At 63.4% G+C, this 19,602-nt stretch carries 15 protein-coding genes; 6 read left to right on the forward strand and 9 right to left on the reverse strand.

What is annotated here, in order from left to right; all coding sequences use genetic code 11:
* Positions 1-209 precede the first annotated feature (209 nt).
* Together kdsA and eno are read left to right on the forward strand one after the other, a co-directional pair.
* Positions 210-1,061 (forward strand): 3-deoxy-8-phosphooctulonate synthase, encoded by an 852-nt coding sequence (kdsA, locus tag BBX35_RS00780; RefSeq protein ID WP_067214916.1) that lies wholly within the window; start codon positions 210-212, stop codon positions 1,059-1,061.
* A gap of 98 nt (positions 1,062-1,159) precedes the next feature.
* Positions 1,160-2,434: a phosphopyruvate hydratase gene (gene eno / locus BBX35_RS00785; protein WP_067214919.1), complete on the forward strand. Its 1,275-nt coding sequence runs from the start codon at positions 1,160-1,162 to the stop codon at positions 2,432-2,434.
* Between the two features lie 109 nt (positions 2,435-2,543).
* On the opposite strand, the gene BBX35_RS22655 is transcribed toward eno, so the two are convergent.
* From BBX35_RS22655 to BBX35_RS00805, 5 genes are all read right to left on the reverse strand, one after another.
* Entirely contained in the window at positions 2,544-5,528 is a 2,985-nt protein-coding gene (locus tag BBX35_RS22655; protein WP_083206090.1) for an NACHT domain-containing protein, read from the reverse strand.
* A 159-nt stretch (positions 5,529-5,687) separates the two neighbouring features.
* Positions 5,688-6,383: a DsbA family oxidoreductase gene (locus BBX35_RS00790; RefSeq protein ID WP_067214922.1), complete on the reverse strand. Its 696-nt coding sequence runs from the start codon at positions 6,381-6,383 to the stop codon at positions 5,688-5,690.
* 47 nt (positions 6,384-6,430) lie between these two features.
* Positions 6,431-7,585 (reverse strand): hypothetical protein, encoded by a 1,155-nt coding sequence (locus BBX35_RS00795; protein ID WP_067214924.1) that lies wholly within the window; start codon positions 7,583-7,585, stop codon positions 6,431-6,433.
* Positions 7,582-9,204, reverse strand: a complete 1,623-nt coding sequence (locus BBX35_RS00800) for an AMP-binding protein (protein ID WP_067214927.1) — start codon at positions 9,202-9,204, stop codon at positions 7,582-7,584. Before BBX35_RS00800 ends, BBX35_RS00795 begins: the two co-directional genes overlap by 4 nt.
* A 19-nt stretch (positions 9,205-9,223) precedes the next feature.
* A complete protein-coding gene (locus tag BBX35_RS00805) occupies positions 9,224-11,086 on the reverse strand; it encodes an extracellular solute-binding protein (RefSeq protein ID WP_067214928.1) in 1,863 nt (620 codons plus the stop codon).
* 339 nt (positions 11,087-11,425) lie between these two features.
* Here BBX35_RS00805 and BBX35_RS00810 point away from each other — a divergent pair, with 339 nt between their 5' ends.
* Positions 11,426-12,064 carry an invasion associated locus B family protein gene (locus BBX35_RS00810; RefSeq protein ID WP_067214931.1) on the forward strand — a complete coding sequence of 213 codons (639 nt, stop codon included), beginning with the start codon at positions 11,426-11,428 and terminating at the stop codon, positions 12,062-12,064.
* A 124-nt stretch (positions 12,065-12,188) separates the two neighbouring features.
* Here the strand turns inward: BBX35_RS00810 and hspQ are convergent, their stop codons facing one another.
* The 3 genes from hspQ to BBX35_RS00825 all read right to left on the reverse strand — a co-directional run bounded on the left by hspQ (position 12,189) and on the right by BBX35_RS00825 (position 14,772).
* Complete coding sequence (gene hspQ / locus BBX35_RS00815) at positions 12,189-12,512, reverse strand: heat shock protein HspQ (RefSeq protein ID WP_067214933.1); 324 nt, start codon at positions 12,510-12,512, stop codon at positions 12,189-12,191.
* Between the two features lie 144 nt (positions 12,513-12,656).
* A complete protein-coding gene (locus BBX35_RS00820; protein ID WP_067214936.1) occupies positions 12,657-13,700 on the reverse strand; it encodes an HpcH/HpaI aldolase/citrate lyase family protein in 1,044 nt (347 codons plus the stop codon).
* A gap of 154 nt (positions 13,701-13,854) precedes the next feature.
* Positions 13,855-14,772 (reverse strand): lysophospholipid acyltransferase family protein, encoded by a 918-nt coding sequence (locus tag BBX35_RS00825; protein WP_067214938.1) that lies wholly within the window; start codon positions 14,770-14,772, stop codon positions 13,855-13,857.
* Positions 14,773-14,926: 154 nt separating this feature from the next.
* Between BBX35_RS00825 and BBX35_RS00830 the strand changes: the two genes are divergently transcribed.
* Positions 14,927-15,880: an AEC family transporter gene (locus tag BBX35_RS00830; protein WP_067214941.1), complete on the forward strand. Its 954-nt coding sequence runs from the start codon at positions 14,927-14,929 to the stop codon at positions 15,878-15,880.
* Between the two features lie 68 nt (positions 15,881-15,948).
* Positions 15,949-17,031, forward strand: coding sequence for a CaiB/BaiF CoA transferase family protein (locus BBX35_RS00835; RefSeq protein WP_067214944.1), 1,083 nt, complete (start codon positions 15,949-15,951; stop codon positions 17,029-17,031).
* A 32-nt stretch (positions 17,032-17,063) separates the two neighbouring features.
* Here the strand turns inward: BBX35_RS00835 and BBX35_RS00840 are convergent, their stop codons facing one another.
* Positions 17,064-18,299 (reverse strand): UbiH/UbiF family hydroxylase, encoded by a 1,236-nt coding sequence (locus tag BBX35_RS00840; RefSeq protein ID WP_067214947.1) that lies wholly within the window; start codon positions 18,297-18,299, stop codon positions 17,064-17,066.
* 179 nt (positions 18,300-18,478) lie between these two features.
* On the opposite strand from BBX35_RS00840, the gene BBX35_RS00845 reads away from it, so the two are divergent.
* Complete coding sequence (locus BBX35_RS00845) at positions 18,479-19,459, forward strand: DUF2182 domain-containing protein (protein ID WP_208979732.1); 981 nt, start codon at positions 18,479-18,481, stop codon at positions 19,457-19,459.
* Positions 19,460-19,602: the final 143 nt, after the last annotated feature.

Below are 19,602 nucleotides of genomic sequence, written 5' to 3' on the forward strand. Positions count from 1 at the left end.
GGCGAAAAGAATGGCGGCACAACGGCTTCGCGTCATACCCGCCGAACGATGACACGAGGATTGCGGCAAGGATCGGGCAGCCGTGATGGCATCTCTTGCGCGCGAGGTGCTTGCACCGGCTCGCCATGCGGACTACTGACGGGCGGAACGCGCCAGCGGGCGGGGCGGGCCGGAAGATCGGCCAGGTCCAGCAGGAGATACGAGCTGCCATGAACCAGACGTGCAATGGAACCGTGACGGTCGGGAATGTCGCCTTCTCGCAGGACGCGCCGCTGTCGCTGATCGCCGGCCCCTGCCAGATGGAAAGCCGGGCGCATGTGCTGGAATGCGCCGCCGCGGTGAAGGAAATCGCCGACAGCCTCGGAATTTCCGTCGTCTTCAAGGCTTCCTTCGACAAGGCCAACCGCACCTCCATCGCCGCCTCGCGGGGCGTCGGCCTCAATGAGGCGCTGCCGGTCTTCGCCGAGATCCGCGAGACTTACGGCATGCCGGTGCTGACCGACATTCACTCCGCCGACCAGTGCGCCCCGGTGGCCGAGGTCGTCGACGTGCTGCAGATCCCGGCGTTCCTCTGCCGCCAGACCGACCTGCTGGTCGCCGCCGCGAAGACCGGCGCGATCATCAACGTCAAGAAGGGCCAGTTCCTCGCCCCCTGGGACATGAAGAACGTGCTCGCCAAGATCGTCGAGACCGGCAATCCCAACGTGCTCCTGACCGAGCGCGGCGCCTCCTTCGGCTACAACACGCTGGTGTCCGACATGCGCGCGCTGCCGATCATGGCGCAGACCGGCGCGCCGATCGTGTTCGACGCGACCCACTCGGTGCAGCAGCCGGGCGGGCAGGGCACCTCCTCGGGCGGCGACCGCACCATGGTGGCGGTGCTGGCGCGCGCGGCCGTGGCCGTCGGCGTTGCCGGCGTCTTCATCGAGACCCACCCCGACCCGGACAACACTATTTCCTCCGACGGGCCGAACATGATCGCGCTCAAGGACCTGAAGGACCTTCTGTCCGACCTGATGGCCTTCGACCGCATCGCCAAGTCGCGCCCGCGCGGCATCTGACACCGCCTTTTCCCTGTCGTCCGCTTCGGCTAGGAACAGCCGGACGGGGACAGGCTGAAACCCACCTTTTGCCAAGTCCCACCCGCAGGGAGACGAGAATGACCGCAATTGTCGACATCACCGCCCGCGAGATCCTCGACAGCCGGGGCAACCCGACCGTCGAGGTCGACGTGTATCTGGAAGACGGCGCCTTCGGGCGGGCCGCGGTACCGTCCGGCGCCTCGACCGGCGCGCATGAGGCGGTGGAGCTGCGCGACGGCGGCTCTCGCTACCTCGGCAAGGGCGTGCAGAAGGCGGTCGACGCGGTCAACACCGAGATCTTCGACGCCGTCGGCGGCCTGGATGCGGAAGACCAGATCAAGATCGACGAGGCGATGATCGCCCTCGACGGCACGCCGAACAAGGCGCGCCTCGGCGCCAACGCCATCCTCGGCGTTTCGCTGGCCGTCGCCCGCGCCGCGGCCCAGTCGGCCGGCCTGCCGCTCTACCGCTATGTGGGCGGCGCCGGCGCACGCCTGCTGCCGGTGCCGATGATGAACATCATCAACGGCGGCGCCCATGCGGACAACCCCATCGACGTGCAGGAATTCATGATCATGCCGGTCGGCGCCGAAACGCTGACTGAGGCCGTGCGCATGGGCTCGGAAGTCTTCCACACCCTGAAGAAGGGCCTGAAGGACGCCGGCCACAACACCAATGTCGGCGACGAGGGCGGCTTCGCCCCGAACCTTGCCTCGACCGAGGACGCGCTCGGCTTCATCATGAAGTCCATCGAGAAGGCCGGCTACCGCCCGGGCGAGGACATCTGCCTCGCGCTCGACGCGGCCTCCACGGAGTTCTTCAAGGACGGCAAGTATCACCTTTCCGGCGAGGGCAAGGTGCTCGGCCCGGACGAGATGGCTGCCTATCTCGCCGATTTCGTCGCTCGCTACCCGATCATCTCCATCGAGGACGGCATGGCCGAGGACGACTGGGCCGGCTGGAAGGCGCTGACCGATCTGGTCGGCTCCAAGTGCCAGCTGGTCGGCGACGATCTCTTCGTCACCAATTCGGTGCGCCTGCGCGAGGGCATCAAGAAGGGCGTCGCCAACTCGATCCTGGTCAAGGTCAACCAGATCGGCACCCTGACGGAGACGCTGGACGCGGTCGACACCGCGCACAAGGCGGCCTACACCGCCGTCATGTCGCATCGCTCGGGCGAGACCGAGGATAGCACCATCGCCGACCTCGCCGTCGCCACCAATTGCGGGCAGATCAAGACCGGCTCGCTGGCCCGTTCCGACCGGCTGGCCAAGTACAACCAGCTCATCCGCATCGAGGAAGAGCTGGGCGAGCAGGCCCGCTACGCCGGCCGTAGCATCCTGAAGGGCTGATCATCCGGCAGTTAGATGTTGATCGCGGTCGCGATAATTGCCGCGACCGCGATAGACAGCAACTGAATGCTCTAATCTCAATTCCAAGCACGGAAGTGGAGCCAGAGATCTAAGAGGGCGCGGGAAAATCACTGCGAAGCTGCTGCGCTATCTCCAGTATTGCTTTGCCAAATTCATCAGAATCGAAAAATTTCATATCATCCATAATAATACTCGAAACAGACTCATGGTGATTTCTACGTCGAATTCTGCCAGGGTCTCCGGAATTTTGAGCATTCTTGCGCGTAACCCAAATAAATAGGAGTATTATAAAGATCTCCTTCGAACTGAAACCGTGCTTTCTGGAGTGGCTGGGGCGTTGGAAACCGTGTCTTGCGCGAAAAACAAGTTCCTCCAATAGGCTGCCTGCAAAGTAGTTTGTCTCAGATAGCATATCCAGTGCATCGCCAGATCGCCACGCGGACAAGAAATCTTCGGAAAGCATGTCTAGCAGCTCTAATCTCTGCTGGTCCCCCAGTTTCAATGGGGAGTAAATATGGGTTCTGTTGAGCAAATTGGGGCGCAATGACGAAACAAACAAAAAGAACGGTAGCGCCGATATTTCAGTTGGCGTAAGTGGGGAAGCCCTCTGCAAGAAAATGTCGCGACGATATTTTCTATACATCTCAACAATTTTGTCATGATAAATGTATATATATGATCGCGCTTCATTGGCGTCAACCAAGGCACGCTTGTATTGATCTGCGTGAATTCTGATCCTCGTGTCCGCAAAAGCCTGCCACACTCGATCCGACGGCGAATAATGTCCACTAATAGAACTTGCTCGAAAGCCTGTGACTCGCGCTCCGATTAAATACAATAAAAATGAACGCTCAGAAGAATTAGGTGCATCAACTCGCGGATCAACTAATTTTCGCAGTGTGTCTTCTACGAATTTTTGTTTACTCTTTGTTGATTCCAGAAGTTCATGAATTATTTCGACGGAATTCTTATTGTATCTTGAGCCAATGTGCAGGCATCTCGAAAATATGAAGGTCGAAACCTTTCGCAATTTTGTTTCTGGAACTATGAGGTAGTCGATGGCTCTGGCAAAAAATGATAAAAAATTCATCTCGTCTTTGGGGCTGAGGTTGGTCTCAGTGCCATACTTGACAAGCGCATCAACAGCCTGTGTCGACCGAACCCCGCTGCGGAATGTTGAAATCTGTAAAGCCAGATGACTAACCACATCCCATTCAGCATTCAGAGCTTTTCCGATTAGATGTCTCTCCAGTAAGGATACAGTTCCGCCCGCCTCCTCCTCCAAGCGGCGTGCAAAGAAATACTCCAAAAATGTCCTATGTGTAAATTTAAATAACTGCGGCCCAACATCACACATAACCCACGCTCGTCCGGTTATGAAGTTTACCAATACTTTGGCCGCCTCATAAGATCTTGATTTATTGTTGTCGTACCAGATAAGGAAAAATTCCCTGAGTTTTTCCGTCAACCATTCTTCAGTTACCCCTTCTTCCGTTTCAGCATTTCCAAATATTTCCAGTGCTAGGTGCCCAAACAAATCGAGAAGATTAAAATCTTGAGGGAAGCTGAAAACGATATCTCGCCTCTGATCCCACTTTTCAAACATTAGCATTGAGCATTCTTTATAAATTTCAGGCCTATTATTTGGAACTTCTCCTCTGGCGTTAAATACATACACCATTAGACCTAAAAGAAGAGGATTCTCACGGAGATCTGAGGCTGCAGATTCGGTTTGAGAAATGAAATCGTTTGCTTTTTCGTCGGCCTCCGCCTTTCGCAAGCCAGAGATTGCGCGGATTAATAGCCCCGAAAATTTCCGAACTTCTTCTTTATTCAACTTCGCGAGCGTATACATCGCAAATTCATCGCTCAAAGGAGCGTCTTTATATCCAACTATGCGAGATGTAACCAATGCGGGGCAGGTGGCATAGCTATGCACAAATTTTTGTATCAGCTCCGCCATTGCCCTCCGCGCGCCCACTTCTAGTATCTCATCCAGACCGTCAAAAAGAATTACAACCTCGCCTAAGTACAGAGATTGCAATAGGAACTTCTTTGCAATACTGTCATCATTTTCGCAATATATTTTTACTTCATCAACTAGATAATCGAATATCGAGTAAGAGGGGTGTCGCTGTTGATTTTTTTCTAACGCACGTAAAACAACGCGCAGCGGCAATATTAAATCCCTAGAATCAAATGAATCATGCTTGGGTGTTGACGATTCCAGACTTATCTGGCGTGCGAGATCATAGCAAAGTGATTGTGTTAAGGTGGATTTTCCTCCGCCAGGGTCTCCAAGTATAATCGCTTTATTGAAGGTTCTGCGAAAACCTAGATAATTTACGCTATATTCCCTGTTGGAATGTGCCTCTCTGTGAGCCATCAGCATTTCATTGGAAGAAATGACGCTTAACCGAGGAGAGATAACGATCTTTTTGATCGCTACTTTTTTTGCGCCCTGTGTTGTCTCCACCGTAACCTGACGGTTTGCCGCCTCAATACCTTTGGCTACTCTAAGGCGTATTTCGGAAAACTGGCTCGCACTCAAAGGGGTGTGTGAGTTGGCTTTCTGCAGGCTCCGAGCTAGATCTTCAATTCTGTTTATTATTTCGCCGCTATTAATCTTTATCGCGTCATATATAACCTCTTCCTCGACACCTTGCTGTAATCGTGAGTTTATGGCTGCGACAAGAGCGTCGAACAGCGATTTGCTCGAAAAGGGCAAAGGTTCATGTGATTTGTATAGTAAGTTGAATGCTGGAAATGCTAATTCCATATCCCTTCCACAAATAGATAGCTTTTTAAGGCTGTCTGGGATGCTACTTTTTCTTAGTTCATGAAGAAATTCAGATACAGCTGTAGTATATTCGCCATGATCGTGAGATATAATCTTAATAATATCATTTATTTCTGGGGGGGTTTTTGACTTTTCTTCTGAAGTCGCTCCGAGTGCTCGGTTTATGCTTTTTCTGCGTGCGACTGCGTCGGAAAGCCCCTTAAAAGGGCGTTTGATGCCATCGTATACAATGGAACTAATTAAACTATAAACGATCTCCCCGACGCCAAACATAACATACACCTCTATCTGAAATGAAATATGAGTTATTTAATCCCACGAATCGAATTTTGAGAAGCGCTATATTTTTTGCATGGCAACATGTTTGTGTACTGTGGTTCCTGACGTTTGGGTTGGACGATACTTCTGATTGCTCCAAACATATTCTCAATCTCACCCCGTCTTCGTCTCATAGGCGTGCTTGATCGCGGCGGCGAGGGTTTCCGGCTTTTCCGCGCCCATGACGATGAAGCGTTCGTCGATGATGAAGGCGGGGACGCCAGTGACGCCAATGCGGTGGGCCTGTTCGACGGCGGCGGTGATCTTGTTGCGGTCGGAATCCGTCGGCAGCAGCTCGGCCACGAGATCCGACATCATGCCGACATCGGCGGCGGCCGAGACCAGCGTCTGCGGATCGCTGAGGTCCGCTCCTTCCAGGAAATAGAGGCGGAACAGGCGCTCGGCCATCTCGCTCTGCAGCCCGTCGGCGCGCGACCACAGCAGCAGGCGGTGGCAGTCCAGCGTGTTGGGCGAGGTGCGGATGCGCTCGAAGGCGAAGGGGATGCCTTCCTGCAGGCCGGCGGCGGCAATCTGCTCGTGCAGCGCGTCGATGCGCGCCTGGCTGCCGAACTTCTCCATCAGGTATTGCTGGCGATCCTTACCCTGCGGCGGGATCGTCGCGTCGAGCTGATAGGGCTGCCAGCGCAGGGCAACCGGAACGTCCGGCAGGCTCGCCAGCGCCTTTTCCAGCCGCCGCTTGCCGATATAGCACCAGGGGCAGACCACGTCGGAAATGACGTCGATGGGCATTGCGGCCTGCTCGGGCGAGGCTGCCTGCTGCCCGGCTGCGGTGTCCGTCTCGGCTGGCATGGGCAGTCCTTTCGTCGGTTGCGCAAGAAGCGCGAAGAGGTGGCGCGTCAGGCAAAGGCGGTGCTGGCGACGATGGCGCCGATCCGCTGGCGGATGCGCTCCTGCGCCTCCGCATCCCGCAGCACGGCGATATCGCCCAGCTCCTCGACCCTAGCAACAAAATCCTCGTCGCGCGATGCAGCAAGAGTAGCCGAAAGGACGGGGTTGACGACGGGACCGGCGAAGGGGTCGTCATTCGCGGCCCTGGACGCGAGCGGCGGCGGCGCGATCTGTGCCAGTTGCAGGGTCAGCGGCTCCAGCCCGCGCAAGGCCAGCGCCTCGCCAAGGGCCGCCAGATAGCACTCATACGCCTCGCGCGGCAGAAGGGGGAGACCGCGTCGCGGGCGATAGCCGGCGAGCACCCGGTCGGCAAGGGACCGGCGCGCGCCGGCCCGCAGCAGGCACAGGAGATGCCGGGCAAGGGTTTGCGGCGCGGCCGCGCGGGGCATGCAGTCGCTGGCCCCAACCGTCAGCAGGGCAGCAGCCTCCGCCTCGTCGGCGCACAGAACCAGCACGGGCAGCGTGATATGGCGCGCATCGGCGCGCAGACGCGCGAGCAGCTCGCTCGCCCGGGATGCCGGCAGGTCGATCACCATCAGCCGGGCAGGGGCCTCCTCCAGCGCAGCCAGCGCGGCATCCGCCGTGAGGCAGCCGCGCAGGTCGAGCGCGGCAAGGTGGGCACCGAGTGCCACGCCGATGCGGGCGCTGTCGCCGGCGACCAGCACCGGAATGCCTTGAGAGAGATCGCGGGTCTGTACCGCTGCCAACGGTCCGAAGGCGGCCCGGCGTAACCGTGCTTCCTCCATGCGCCGCGCCTGGCGCACCGTCTCGGCCAGCCTCTCCAGCGCCAGTTCCGGCGGGCAGGCGGGGGAAAGGAACGTATCCGGCAGGTGTGTCTCGATCCCCTCGGCATCGGCGACCGGATCAGGGCAGAGCACAACGCGCGGCACATGCACGCCTTTCGCTCGCGCCTCCGGGAACCCGCGGGCGGTTTTGCCGGGCAGGCTCACCACCACATCGGGCAGGCGTGCCGGCGGGGTATCGGCCCAGGCGATCTCGGCGAGATCGCCCCAGGCACGGCCAAGGCGCGCAAGAAGGCTCTCAGGGCGAGTCCTCGGACCGTCCAGAAGCACCGACAGGCGGCGGGCGGCCTCCCGACTCATGCGACCTGCGAGTGGCCGAAGCCGGCGCGGATGGCCAGCGCCTCGCGGTCGACCTTGCCGGCGGCATTGCGCGGCAGCGCGGCGACGGGCAGCACCCGATGCGGCATCTCGGCAAGGCCGGCATGCTCGGCTTCCAGATAGGCGTAGAAGCCCTCCACATCGAAGAGCAGGCCCTTCTGCGGCACCATCGCGGCATAGAGCCGGGCGCCGAGAATGCCGTCCTCGACGAGGAAGGCGGCCGCCTCGCGGATGCCGGGGAAGGCTGCATAAAGCGCATCCAGCGTCGGCAGCGAGCCGACGCCCGGCGCCATCTGTCCCGGAATGCCGAAGCCGGTGATGCCGTTCTCGGTCTGGCGCAGCGGCAGCAGCGTGTCGACGAAGCCGGCCTTGTCGGTCGGCATGCGCACCTTGCAGGCGGGCCACGCCGAATCCGGCACCATGGCGCCGCGCACCTTCAGCGTCGCCGGGCTGACTTCCGTGTCGATGGCCAGTTCCAGCAGCGCCGGCGCCTGCGGGGCGGCCGAGGGCGAGCCGATGCGCCCGCTCGGCAGCGGCCGGGGCAGGGCGCTGCCCTCGCGGGTGCGGGCGACCATGGCGAATTCGTCGGCGACATGCAGGTCGACCAGCTCGCGGTTGCTGGCATGCGGGGCAGGGGCGGGCGAGTGCGCCTGCCAGACCGGCACGATGCGGCAGTCGGGCCGCTCGATCCTCCGGTCCAGCGCCGGCACCAGGGCGCCCGGGCACAGCACGATATCGGCCTCCACCGCATCCGCGTGGGCGGCCAGCCGGCGCAGCGAGCCGGGGTGATGCAGATGCAGCGTGCCGCCTGACAGCAGCCAGGGCACGAGGCCTGCACCGATGCCGGCCATGCCGGTCAGCGCGTAAGGGAGCAGGAAGCTCGGCGCCTGCGGCAGGGAAAGCTCGAGATAGGGCATCAGGCCGCAGGCGACCCACTGGTTGTGGCTGCGGGCGATGGGAAGCGGCTCGCCGCTGGTCGAGCGGGTCCATGTCAGCGTCGCGACGTGGTCGGCAGCGTTCTGATCGCGGCGGGTGGGGGCAGGTTCGATGTCGTCGGGCAGCTCGGTGAGGATCTGCTCCACCTCCATCAGGCCGTCGGCGACATCCCGTCCCAGGCCGAAGACGAAACGCAGGGCGAAGAGGTCCGCAGCGGTGTCGCGCGCCTCCAGCCCGATGGAGCGCCCGCCGAAGCTCTCGCCGGCGACCAGCGCCTTGGCACCGGCGCGCGTCAGCGCCTCCAGCACGTTCTTCTGGCGCCAGTGCAGCGGGAGCGGTGCCACCACCAGCCCGGCCCGCAAGGCCGCCAGGAAGGCGATGACCGCATCCACCGTGCCGGCGCTCTGCAGGCCGATGACGTTGTCGTGCTTCAGCCCGACTGCCGCGAAGAAGGCGGCAAGCCGGCTGATCTCGGCATCCGCCTCCGCATAGGTGAGCCGGCGCGGCACCTCGCGAAAGCCGCCTGCGGCCTCGTCCGGATCGCACAGGGCCAGCCGCTCGGGATGGGCGGCGGCCGTCTTGCGGAACAGCGCATCCAGCGTGACGCGGCCCCAGATGCCGCTCTGCCGATGTGCCTCGATTGTCTTCAGCGGGGTCAGGATCATCTCGTCATTCCCAAGCCACTCAACGCCGTTCGGCGGCGGACCACCAGGTTTCGAAGCGCGGTCCGGTAATGGACTGTACCTCAGGGCGGCCGATCGCGGTCCAGCGCGCCACCCATTTTTCAGGAAGATGGAAAAGAGGCACCACATAGGCGCCCGAAATCAGCGCCCGGTCGAAGGCGCGAACCGCATCGGTGAACCCGTCCGCATCGCGTGCCGACAACATGGCGTCGATCATCGCGTCGACCGCCGGGCTCTTCACGCCGGCATAGTTGAACGAGCCGTCCTGTCCGGCCGCCTCGCTGCCCCAGCGGTAGCTCTGCTCGTTGCCGGGCGAGAGCGAGACCAGCCAGGTGTTCATGACCATGTCGTAGTCGAAGGTCTGGCGGCGGCGCTGATACTGGGCGCTGTCGACCGAGCGGATGCGCGCCTCGACGCCGATCAGCTTCAGCGACCGCTGATAGGCGAGCGCCAGCCGCTCCTGGTCCTGCGATGCGACAAGGATCTCGAAGGACAGCGGCGCGCCGTCGGGGCCGCGCAAGGTGCGCCCGTCGATCCGGTAGCCGGCCTCGGCCAGCTGCTCCACCGCCGCGCGCAGCACCTTGCGGTCGCGGCCAGAGCCGTCAGCCTGCGTCGGCTGCCAGGTTCCTTCCAGCACATCCGGGGCGATCTCTTCGGCGAACGGGGCAAGCAGCGCACGCTCGGCCTTGCTGGCCGGACGGCCGAGAGAGGAAAGCACCGAATTGTCGAAATAGCCGCCAGTGCGCGCATAAAGGCCGTGATAGAGCGTGCGGTTCACCCATTCGAAGTCGAACAGCATGGCAAGCGCCCGGCGCACGCGAACGTCCGAGAAGATCGTCCGGCGGGTGTTGAAGACGAAGCCGTGCATGCCCGCCGGCGTGCCGAGGCGGAAGCCTTCCTTGACGACCTTGCCTTCGGTCACGGCCGGAAAATCGAGCGAGGTGGTCCAGCGCGCCGGATCGGCGACGGGCAGCACCTGCACCAGCCCCTTCTTGAAGGCCTCGAACAGGGTGTTCTCGTCGCGGTAATACTCGATGCTCAAGCGGTCGAAATTGTAGAGGCCGCGCCGGATCGGCAGGTCCTTCGCCCAGTAATCCGGATCGCGGCGATAGACGATGCGGTTGCCAGGGTCGACGCTGTCGATGATGTAGGGGCCGGAGCCGACCGGCGGCACCAGGGTGCTGCGGTCGAAGGTATGCGGATCGATCGTGTGCTTGGCGAAGATCGGCGACATGCCGACCAGCAGCGGCAGCTCGCGGTCGCTTCCGTCGGCAAAGGTGAAGCGGACGCTGCGCTCGCCGGTCTTCTCCATGGAGGTGATGCGGCTATAGCGCGAACGGAAATGCGGCCGTCCCTTGTCGCGCAGGATCTCGAAGGAGAAGATCACGTCGTCCACGGTCACCGGCGTGCCGTCGGAGAAGCGGGCCTTCTCGTTGATGCGGAACTCGATCCAGTCGCGCTCTTCCGGCATCCGGACCGATTCGGCCAGCAGGCCGTAAAGCGTGAAGGGCTCGTCGAGATTGCGCTCAAGCAGGCTTTCGATCACCAGCGCGCCGAAATCGGTATCGCGGATGCCGCGTGCAGTGGTGGTGCCGCCCTGGACGATGAACTGGTTGAGACTGTCGAAGGAGCCCTGGACGCCATGGGTGATCGCGCCGCCGCGCGGCGCGTCGGGATCGGCATAGGGCAGGTGGGCGAAATCGGCCGGCAGGGCTGGGTCGCCATGCATGGCGATGCCATGGCTCCACGGCACGTCGGCGTCCTGCGCGGCGCCGCCGACCGGCGCAAAAGCAAGCACGGCCGCGGCAAACAGCGCGGAAATCTTCGCGAGGGAGAGAATCGGGACTGGTCGCATCTCGGTCATGGGGTTGGATCGTAGTTCCCAATCACTTTGTTATGGTTAACGCAGTCTCAACGACAGCCCGGCGACGGCTGGCGGCGGGCAGGCGGGAAAGACTGCGGCATTCTCGCAACAGCTCGGCGGTCCTGCACGCGCGTATGCCGGTTGAAGCCACTGCTGTGCCCGAGAAACTGGATATTCCTCGCGCCAGACTGTAAAGATGCGCCCGTGATCGCATGAGCCAAGGTCTTGCCGCATTCGTTGCGCACAGGTTTGGCGAGCGAGGGACAGGATTTCCCGTTCGCGGCGACGACGCGTTTGGTGTCCGCCGTGGCGAAACAACGGACTTTAGGGACGCATTGCATGGCAGATAAACTGAAGAACCACCTGGCTGGCCTGACCATCGCCGCTGCGGCGACCATGGCCTTTGCCGGCGGCGCCGCTGCGCAGACCCAGACGATCCAGCCTTCGGCGGACTCGCCCTGGGTGAAGATCTGCAATACCGACCCGCAGTCCAACAAGGAGATCTGCGTCGTGACGCAGGAGCTTCGCACGGACACCGGCCAGTTCCTGGCCTCCGTCGCGGTGCGCGAGATTGGCGGCGAAGCCCGCAAGACCCTGCTGATGGCCGTCCCCCCCGGGATGCTGATCCAGCCGGGCCTGCGCGTGCAGGTCGACAGCGGCAAGCAGACCGAAGCCAAGTACGGCATCTGCTTCCCGAACGCCTGCTACTCCGAGCTGGTGATCGACGATGCCTTCGTCGGCTCGATGAAGGCCGGCGGCAACCTGGTGCTGACCACGCTGAACCAGCAGGCCAAGCAGGTGCCGTTCCAGCTGACCCTGTCCGGCTTCACCAAGGTCTATGACGGCCCGGCGATCAATCCGGAAGAGCTGCAGCAGAAGCAGCAGCAGCTCCAGTCCGAGCTGCAGAAGCGCGCCGAAGAGGCTCGCCAGCGCCTGATCGAGAAGCAGAAGGAAGTGACCGGCTCGGGCGCGAACTGAGCCGGCATTGCCTGACTTCGATACGACAACGCCGCGGCCTTGGCCGCGGCGTTTTTCGTTGTGATGTCCGGAAGTTGCGAGTTGCCTGTGACAGCCTGCCGGTCACGCGCGCCGGCGGACCCTGTCAGTGCAGCTCGACGTCGCGCGGGCGGTAGGAGCCGTCGTCCAGCTGCTCGAAGATCTCGTCGACCTGGGGATGGCGAACGGGCTCGCCCGTATCGTCCGGCACCAGGTTCTGTTCCGAAACATAGGCGACGTATTCCGTCTCCGCGTTTTCGGCGAGCAGGTGATAGAACGGCTGGTCGCGCTCGGGGCGCACGTCTTCCGGGATCGCGTCCCACCACTCTTCGGTGTTGGAAAATGTCGGGTCGACGTCGAAGATGACTCCCCGGAAGGGATACACCCGGTGTCTGACGACCTGACCGATCATGAATTTCGCGGTACGCATCTGTTCAGATTTCAGCCGGTTTGAGCGTAAGTCGGGAGCTTCTCCCTCGATTCAACATTAGCGCATACGCTCTCAACGGGCGGTTTACAAGTCGCGAGGCGAAGGCAGAGGCAGCTGTGCCTCGTACTTCGCCCCGCCTTCAGCTCACAGTCCGTAAAGATCGGCCATGGCCGGATCCTTTGCCGCAACGATACGGGCAAGATCGACGATCACCTTTGCCTGTTTCCAGGTGGCGTCGTCCTGCATCTTGCCGTCGATCATCACGGCGCCGGTGCCGTCGGGCATGGCTTCCAGGATGCGTAGCGCGAAGGAGACCTCGGCCGGCTCCGGGCTGAAAACACGCTTGGCGATGTCGATCTGGCTGGGATGCAGCGACCAGGCGCCGACGCAGCCCATCAGGAAGGCGTTGCGGAACTGGGCCTCGCAGGCAGCAGGATCCGAGAAGTCGCCGAAGGGACCGTAGAAGGCCTTGATGCCGGCGGACATGCACGCATCGACCATCTTCGCGACGGTGTAATGCCACAGATCCTGCTGGAACGCGGAGCGCGCCGCGGCACCATCGCCGGCATCGGCGAGCACCGTGTAATCCGGATGACCGCCGCCGACCCGGGTGGTCTTCATGCCGCGCGAGGCGGCAAGGTCGGCCGGCCCCAGGCTCATTCCATGCATGCGCGGGCTGGCAGTGGCGATCGCCTCGACATTCTTCACGCCCTCCGCGGTCTCCAGGATCGCATGGACGAGGATCGGCTTCGACACGCCGGCCCGCGCCTCCAGCTGCGCCAGGAGCTGGTCGATATAGTGAATGTCCCAGGGCCCCTCGACCTTGGGCAGCATCACTACGTCGAGCTTGTCGCCGACCTCGGTGACGATCTCCATCAGATCGTCGAGAACCCAGGGGCTGTTCAGGCAGTTGATGCGGGTCCACAGGCCGGTGCTGCCGAAGTCGTTGTCCTGCGCCATCTTGATGAATCCGCGCCGGGCATCCGTCTTGGCATCGGCGGGAATGGCATCTTCGAGATTGCCCAGCACCACGTCGACCGAGCGGATCAGGTCCGGCACCTTGGCGCGCATCTTCTCCACATGCGGCGGCACGAAGTGGATCATCCGCTCCAGCCGCACCGGCTGCTCGCGCAGCGGCGATGGCGCGCCGATGGCGAGCGGCTGATAGAAAGCGCGCGGTGTCTTCATGGTGGTGTCCTCCCCGACGGTCCGCTTCGATGCGGCTCCTCACCCGTTATGTTGCGATGCATATAATGGCTTTCGCAACGCGGCATGCAAGCGGGACCTTCGGCGAAGCCGAACGGCGGCGAGAGATGGGCGAGGGGGGAAGCGCGCCTGGCCGCTAGAGCCACTTGCGCATGATCCACATCCACTGGGACGGGTTCTCGCGGATCCATCGTTCGAACAGGGCATGATAGCGCTGCGTCGCCTCCAGCGCGTCGGCCTTGCGGTCGCCCGTGCGCGGCATCTCGACGATCCGCGCCTCGATGCGAAAGCGGTTGGCCGGCAGCCGGATGACGCGGCTCGCAACCAGCGGCACGCCGGCGGCCCGCGCGATCGTCGCGGGATAGACGGTCGCCCAGGCATCGCGGCCGAAGAACGGAATCACTGCGCCGCGCCGATCCTGCAGGTCGGCGAGCATCGCCGTTCGGCCGCCCGAGCGGGCGATGGTCAGCAGCCGCCGCGCGGTCTCGTGGCTCTTGGGATACAAGCCGCCGGGATAAATGCGCGCACGAAGATCGTGGACCAGTTTGTCCACCAGCGGGTTCTTGATTGTCTGGTAGACGCCGACCGGCTGCCAGCCGGCGGCCAGCCCGCCCATGGCCGTCACTTCCCAGTTGCCCGCGTGCAGGGAGACGACAACCGCGCCGCCGTCGCCGACCGCCTCTCGGACATCGTCCACATCGTATTCGAACCGCTCGGGATCGGAAACGAGCCGGTCGAGCTGCAGCGTCTCTGCGGCGATCCGGCCGAGATTTTCCCACATTCCCAGCAGGATACGCTGATGCTCTTCCTGCGAGAGCTCGGGCATCGCCTTCGCCAGATTGCCGAGCGCCCGGCGGTGGCGGCTGTTGAAGCGCGCAAACAGGCGCCACGCCTTGCCCATGACGGCGGAGGCCGTGTCCGGCGGCATCAGGCGCAGCAGCCAAAGGGCGAAATTCAGCAGGCCCCACTCCAGCCGGTAGCGCAATCCGCCCCGCTCGCCGGACCGTTCGCCGGGCTGTTTGCCGGTTTCGCCGGGGGAATCGGTCTGCGTCATCGCCTGTTGCCGTCTCTACTCACTTATGCGGAGGGTCGTTGCCGTTGACCGGTCTGTGCGAACCCGCTAGGCCTGCGGTGATTAACCAAGCAGTCGAGGCTTGGCAACACGCTCCCTGTTTGGCGGGCGCCCCTCCCGTCCGCCGGAGGCCCTGATGGAAAATGTTATATCGCTGGCGCTTCCGTTTTTCGGACTGATCTTTCTTGGGGTCGCCGCCGGAAAACTGAAGGACATTCCCGCGTCCGGCCTGGCGTGGATGCAGTTCTTCATCATCTACATAGCGCTGCCGGCTCTGTTTTTTCGACTTCTCGCCAAGACGCCGATCGAGGAGCTGACGAATGTCGGCTACGTCGCAGCGACCACCTTCGCCACCTATTGTGCCTTCGCCATAGCCTTTTGCGTCGGTGTGCTGGCCTCGCGCGGCAACATTCCCGAAGCGACCATCCAGGCGCTGGCCGGCTCCTACTCGAATGTCGGCTACATGGGCCCCGGCCTGACGCTAGCGGTGCTGGGACCTGCCGCCGCCGTGCCGACGGCACTGGTCTTCTGCTTCGACAACATCCTGCTGTTCACGCTCACACCGCTGATGATGGCGCTCGGCGGCACCGACAACGAGCCGCCGCTGAAGACGATGATCACGGTGGTGAAGCGCATCTTCACCCATCCGTTCATCCTGGCGACCATCGCCGGCGTGCTGGCGGCTGCGGTCGAGTTTCAGCCGCCGCAGGCCATCGACACGCTGCTGACCTTCCTCAGCAACGCGGCGGCTCCCTGCGCGCTCTTCGCCATGGGCGTCACCGTCGCGCAGCAGCCCATGGGCCGTGTGCCGATGGAGCTTCCGGTGATCCTCTCGGTGAAGCTGATCGTTCATCCGCTGATCGTGCTGATGCTGCTGAACTGGATGGGCGGCGTCGAGCCGGCCTGGGTGGCGACGGCCGTGCTGATGGCCTGCCTGCCGCCGGCGGCCAATGTGTTCGTGATCGCCCAGCAGTATCACGTCTACATCCAGCGGGCCTCCAGCTCGATCCTCATCGGCACCATCGCCTCCACGATCACCGTGTCGATCTTCATCTATCTGATAACGGAAGGCCTGCTGCCGCTCCAGTAACCCATGCGCCGAACCGCGCCGCCTGCAGAACATACAAGAGGGCGGCCGTCCGGGAGGAGACCAGGGACATGACGCAACAACCGCTTGCCGGGATCACCGTGCTCGATTTCAGCACGCTGCTGCCCGGGCCGCTGGCCAGCCTGATGCTGGCCGAGGCGGGAGCGAAGGTCATCAAGATCGAGCGGCCGGGTGGCGAGGACATGCGCTTCTTTCCGCCCAAGGCAGGGCCGACAAGCGCGCTCTACGCCATGCTCAATCGCGGCAAGACCTGCATCGAGCTCGATCTCAAGGATCCGGCCGCGCGCGAGCGGGTGCTGGAGCTGGTCGACACGGCCGACGTGGTTCTGGAGCAGTTCCGTCCGAGCGTGATGGAACGGCTCGGCCTCGGGCCGCAGGCGCTGACGACACGCAATCCCCGTCTCGTCTACTGTTCGATTACCGGCTTCGGGCAGACCGGGCCGCGTGCGCTCGAGGCCGGACACGACATTACCTACATGGCGCTGACCGGCTTGCTCGCCCTGTCCTGCGGCACGGCCGAGGTACCGGTCCTGCCGCCGGCGCAGATTGCCGATATCGGCGGCGGCAGCTTTCCGGCAGTGATGAACATCCTGCTCGCGCTGATCGCGCGCGAACGCAGCGGCCACGGCGCCGTTCTCGACATTGCCATGTGCGATGCGATGTTCACGCTCGCCCTGTTCGCCCAGGCAAAGCTGACCGCAACCGGCAAGGCGCCGGGCAACGGCGCCGATCTGCTGACCGGAGCCTCGCCCCGCTATCGGATCTACACGGCTGCCGATGGCGGCCTGATCGCTGTTGGGGCTCTGGAGGAGAAATTCTGGACCGCGCTCTGCGATACGCTCGGCCTGTCGCAGGAAGAGCGTGACGACCGCCGCGATCCGGAACGGGCAGGGCGGGCGCTGGCCGCAGCATTCGCCGCACAGGACACCGCCTATTGGGCGCCGCGACTTGCTGCCGCCGACTGCTGCGCGGCGCCGCTTGCCGATCTGGCCGAGGCGTTCCTCGACCCGCATTTCCGCGAGCGCGGGCTGTTCGACTTCGAGGTCACGACGGGCGACGTCGCCCTGCCGGCGACCGTCGTGCCGATTGCGCCGGCCTTCCGTGGCAGCCGAAGCGCCAAGGCGCCTGTTTAAAGGCGCCTGTTTAGGGGCGTGTGCCCAACGCCTCAGCCGAGCGTCAGCCCGCGCATCAGGCGCGGGCGCGCCATCGCAGGGGCGATGCCTTCGCGCATCAGGAACCGGCGCAGCGGCGGCACCCGGCCAGCGAGATAGAGCCCCAGCCCGCGCAACAGCTGGACGGGGAGAAGATCGCTCAACAGCGAGCGGTTGAGCAGGTCGACGGCGGTCGTGCGCGAGGCGATGTCCGGCCGGCGCGCCCGCTCATAGGCCGCTAGCACCGGTGCGGCGCCGATGTCCTCGCCGCGCCGGCGGGCCGCCACCAGCACCTCGCCCAGCGTTGCCACGTCCCGGAAGCCGAGGTTGAGCCCCTGCGCCCCGATGGGCGGGAAGACATGCGCTGCTTCGCCGATCAGCGCGCAGCGATTGGCGGCAACAGACTTCGCACTCAGGCCGCCCAGCGGATAGAGCTGGCGCGTTCCGACGATCCGCATGCGGCCAAGGATCGAGGACGCACGCTGCTCGATCTCCAGCGCCAGCGTCTCGTCGTCGAGCGCATGCAGCCGCTCTGCCTCGCCCGGCTCCTGCACCCACACGAGCGACGACCGCCGCCCCTTGAGAGGCACCAGCGTGAACGGGCCGGTGGGAGTGTGAAATTCGCTGGAATGGTCGTGATGCGGCGCATCATGCTCGAGATTGAGCACCAGCGCGCACTGCGGATAGCGCCACTCGCGCACCTCGATGCCAGCCGCCTCGCGCACGGCCGAGCGGCGACCGTCCGCTCCCACCACCAGCCGGGCGTTCAGCGTGCTGCCCTCGGACAGCGTGAGCGCAACGCCGCTTTCGCCGGTCTTCAGCCCGTCGACCCGGGCATCGATCCGCTCCAGCAGCGGCTCGGCCTTGCAGGCCTCTGCCAGCTCCGCGTTCAGCTCCGCATTGCGGATATTGTAGCCGAAGGCCGGCAGCTTCAGCTCGGATGCGTCGAACACGACCTCCGGCGCGCGAATCAAGCGCCCCGTTGCATCGATGATGCGCATGTGCTCCAGCGGTGCCGTATGGGGGGCGATGCGGTCCCACAGCTTCAGCGAGCGCAGCATCTCGGCGGAGGATTCCAGCAGCGCCGTGGTGCGGTCGTCGGCAGCCGGCAGGGCAGGGGCGACAAGGGCGGTGCGAAAGCCGTGGCGCGCGAGCAGCAAGGCCATGGTCATGCCGGACGGGCCGGCGCCGACGACGGCGATATCGGCCTCGCGCGACGGGGTTCCGCTTGCGGGTTTGCGCTGTGTCATGGCCGGGGTCCGATCTCTCGTGAAAGCTTGTCCGGAAAGATGACGCGGCCGCCGTGCAATGCAAGCCCCTGCGCGGCGCATTTGGTCGCATCGGGTGCCGCGCGGATGGCAGGCGCGCCGGATCCGTCTATCATTGGCGAAAGTTTCGGGGACCGTTCCCGGAGCGAAGGAGCTGCATCGTGTCGACTGGGATCGAGACTTCGGCAAAGGGCACCGGCGGAACACGCGATCCGCAGGAGGAGCGCGGCCTCTGGAGCCTTGCCGCCCGGCATCCGCGCGCCGTCGTGCTGGCCTGCATCGGCGTCGTGTCGCTCGCCGGCTGGGCCTATCTCGCGGCAATGGTCGCGGCCATGCTCCCGGTCATGGACATGGGCGAGCTCGGCCCCGGCATGGCGCTCTTCAACGCCTTCAACATCTTTGCCGGACTGCCGGCGGAAGCGCGCGCGATGCTTGCCGCGATCTGCCTGCCCGAGGGTGTCTCGACATTCGGCATGCCCGCCTCTGCCGTCTGGTCGGCGCACGATATGTTGCTCGTCCTAGTGATGTGGGCGGCGATGGCGCTGGCGATGATGCTGCCGACCGCAGCGCCGGTGATCGCGCATTTCGCCGAGAAAGTGCAACAGGGCCCGCATGAGGGGCGCCGCGCGCTTGCCCCGGGCCGGGCAACGCTGGTGCTGGCCCTCGGATATCTTTCGGTCTGGATGGCCTATGCGGTCGTTGCGACCCTGGCGCAGGCCGCACTGACCATGGCCGGCGCGCTGACGCCGATGATGGCACCCGTCGCCACGGTCCTCGCCGGCACCACGCTGGTTGTGGCCGGCATCTACCAGTTCACGCCGGCCAAGGCAGCGTGCCTGTGGCGATGCCGCAATCCGCGGCTGTTCTTCGCCGGGCACCGGCCCTCGACGCTGGCAGAGACGTTCCGGCTGGGCGTCATGCAGGGGCTTTTCTGTTTCGGCTGCTGCTGGGCGTTGATGACGGTGATGTTCGCCGTCGGCATCATGAACGTGCTTTGGATCGCGCTGCTTGGCCTGCTGATGGGCCTGGAAAAGACGTTTCTCTCCGAGCGCCTGCCGCAGGTGATCGGCGTCTTTCTGCTTCTCTGGGGCGGCTTCCTGCTTTCGCTTGCCGCTTTCGGCCGCACTGCGCTTGCCGGCTGAGACCGCTTCCGGCCTCGCTTTTTGCGACAAAACCATGTCAGTCTTGTTGCAGTCCGGCCCTCTTGCGGGCATAGGAAGGACAGGGGGAAGCGTTCTCTCGTCCCGTCCGACAAGGATTGGGACCAGGTTGCGAGGCTGTGCCT

The sequence above is a fragment of the Stappia indica genome (assembly GCF_001696535.1).
In the GTDB taxonomy this organism is placed as follows: Bacteria; Pseudomonadota; Alphaproteobacteria; order Rhizobiales; family Stappiaceae; genus Stappia; species Stappia indica.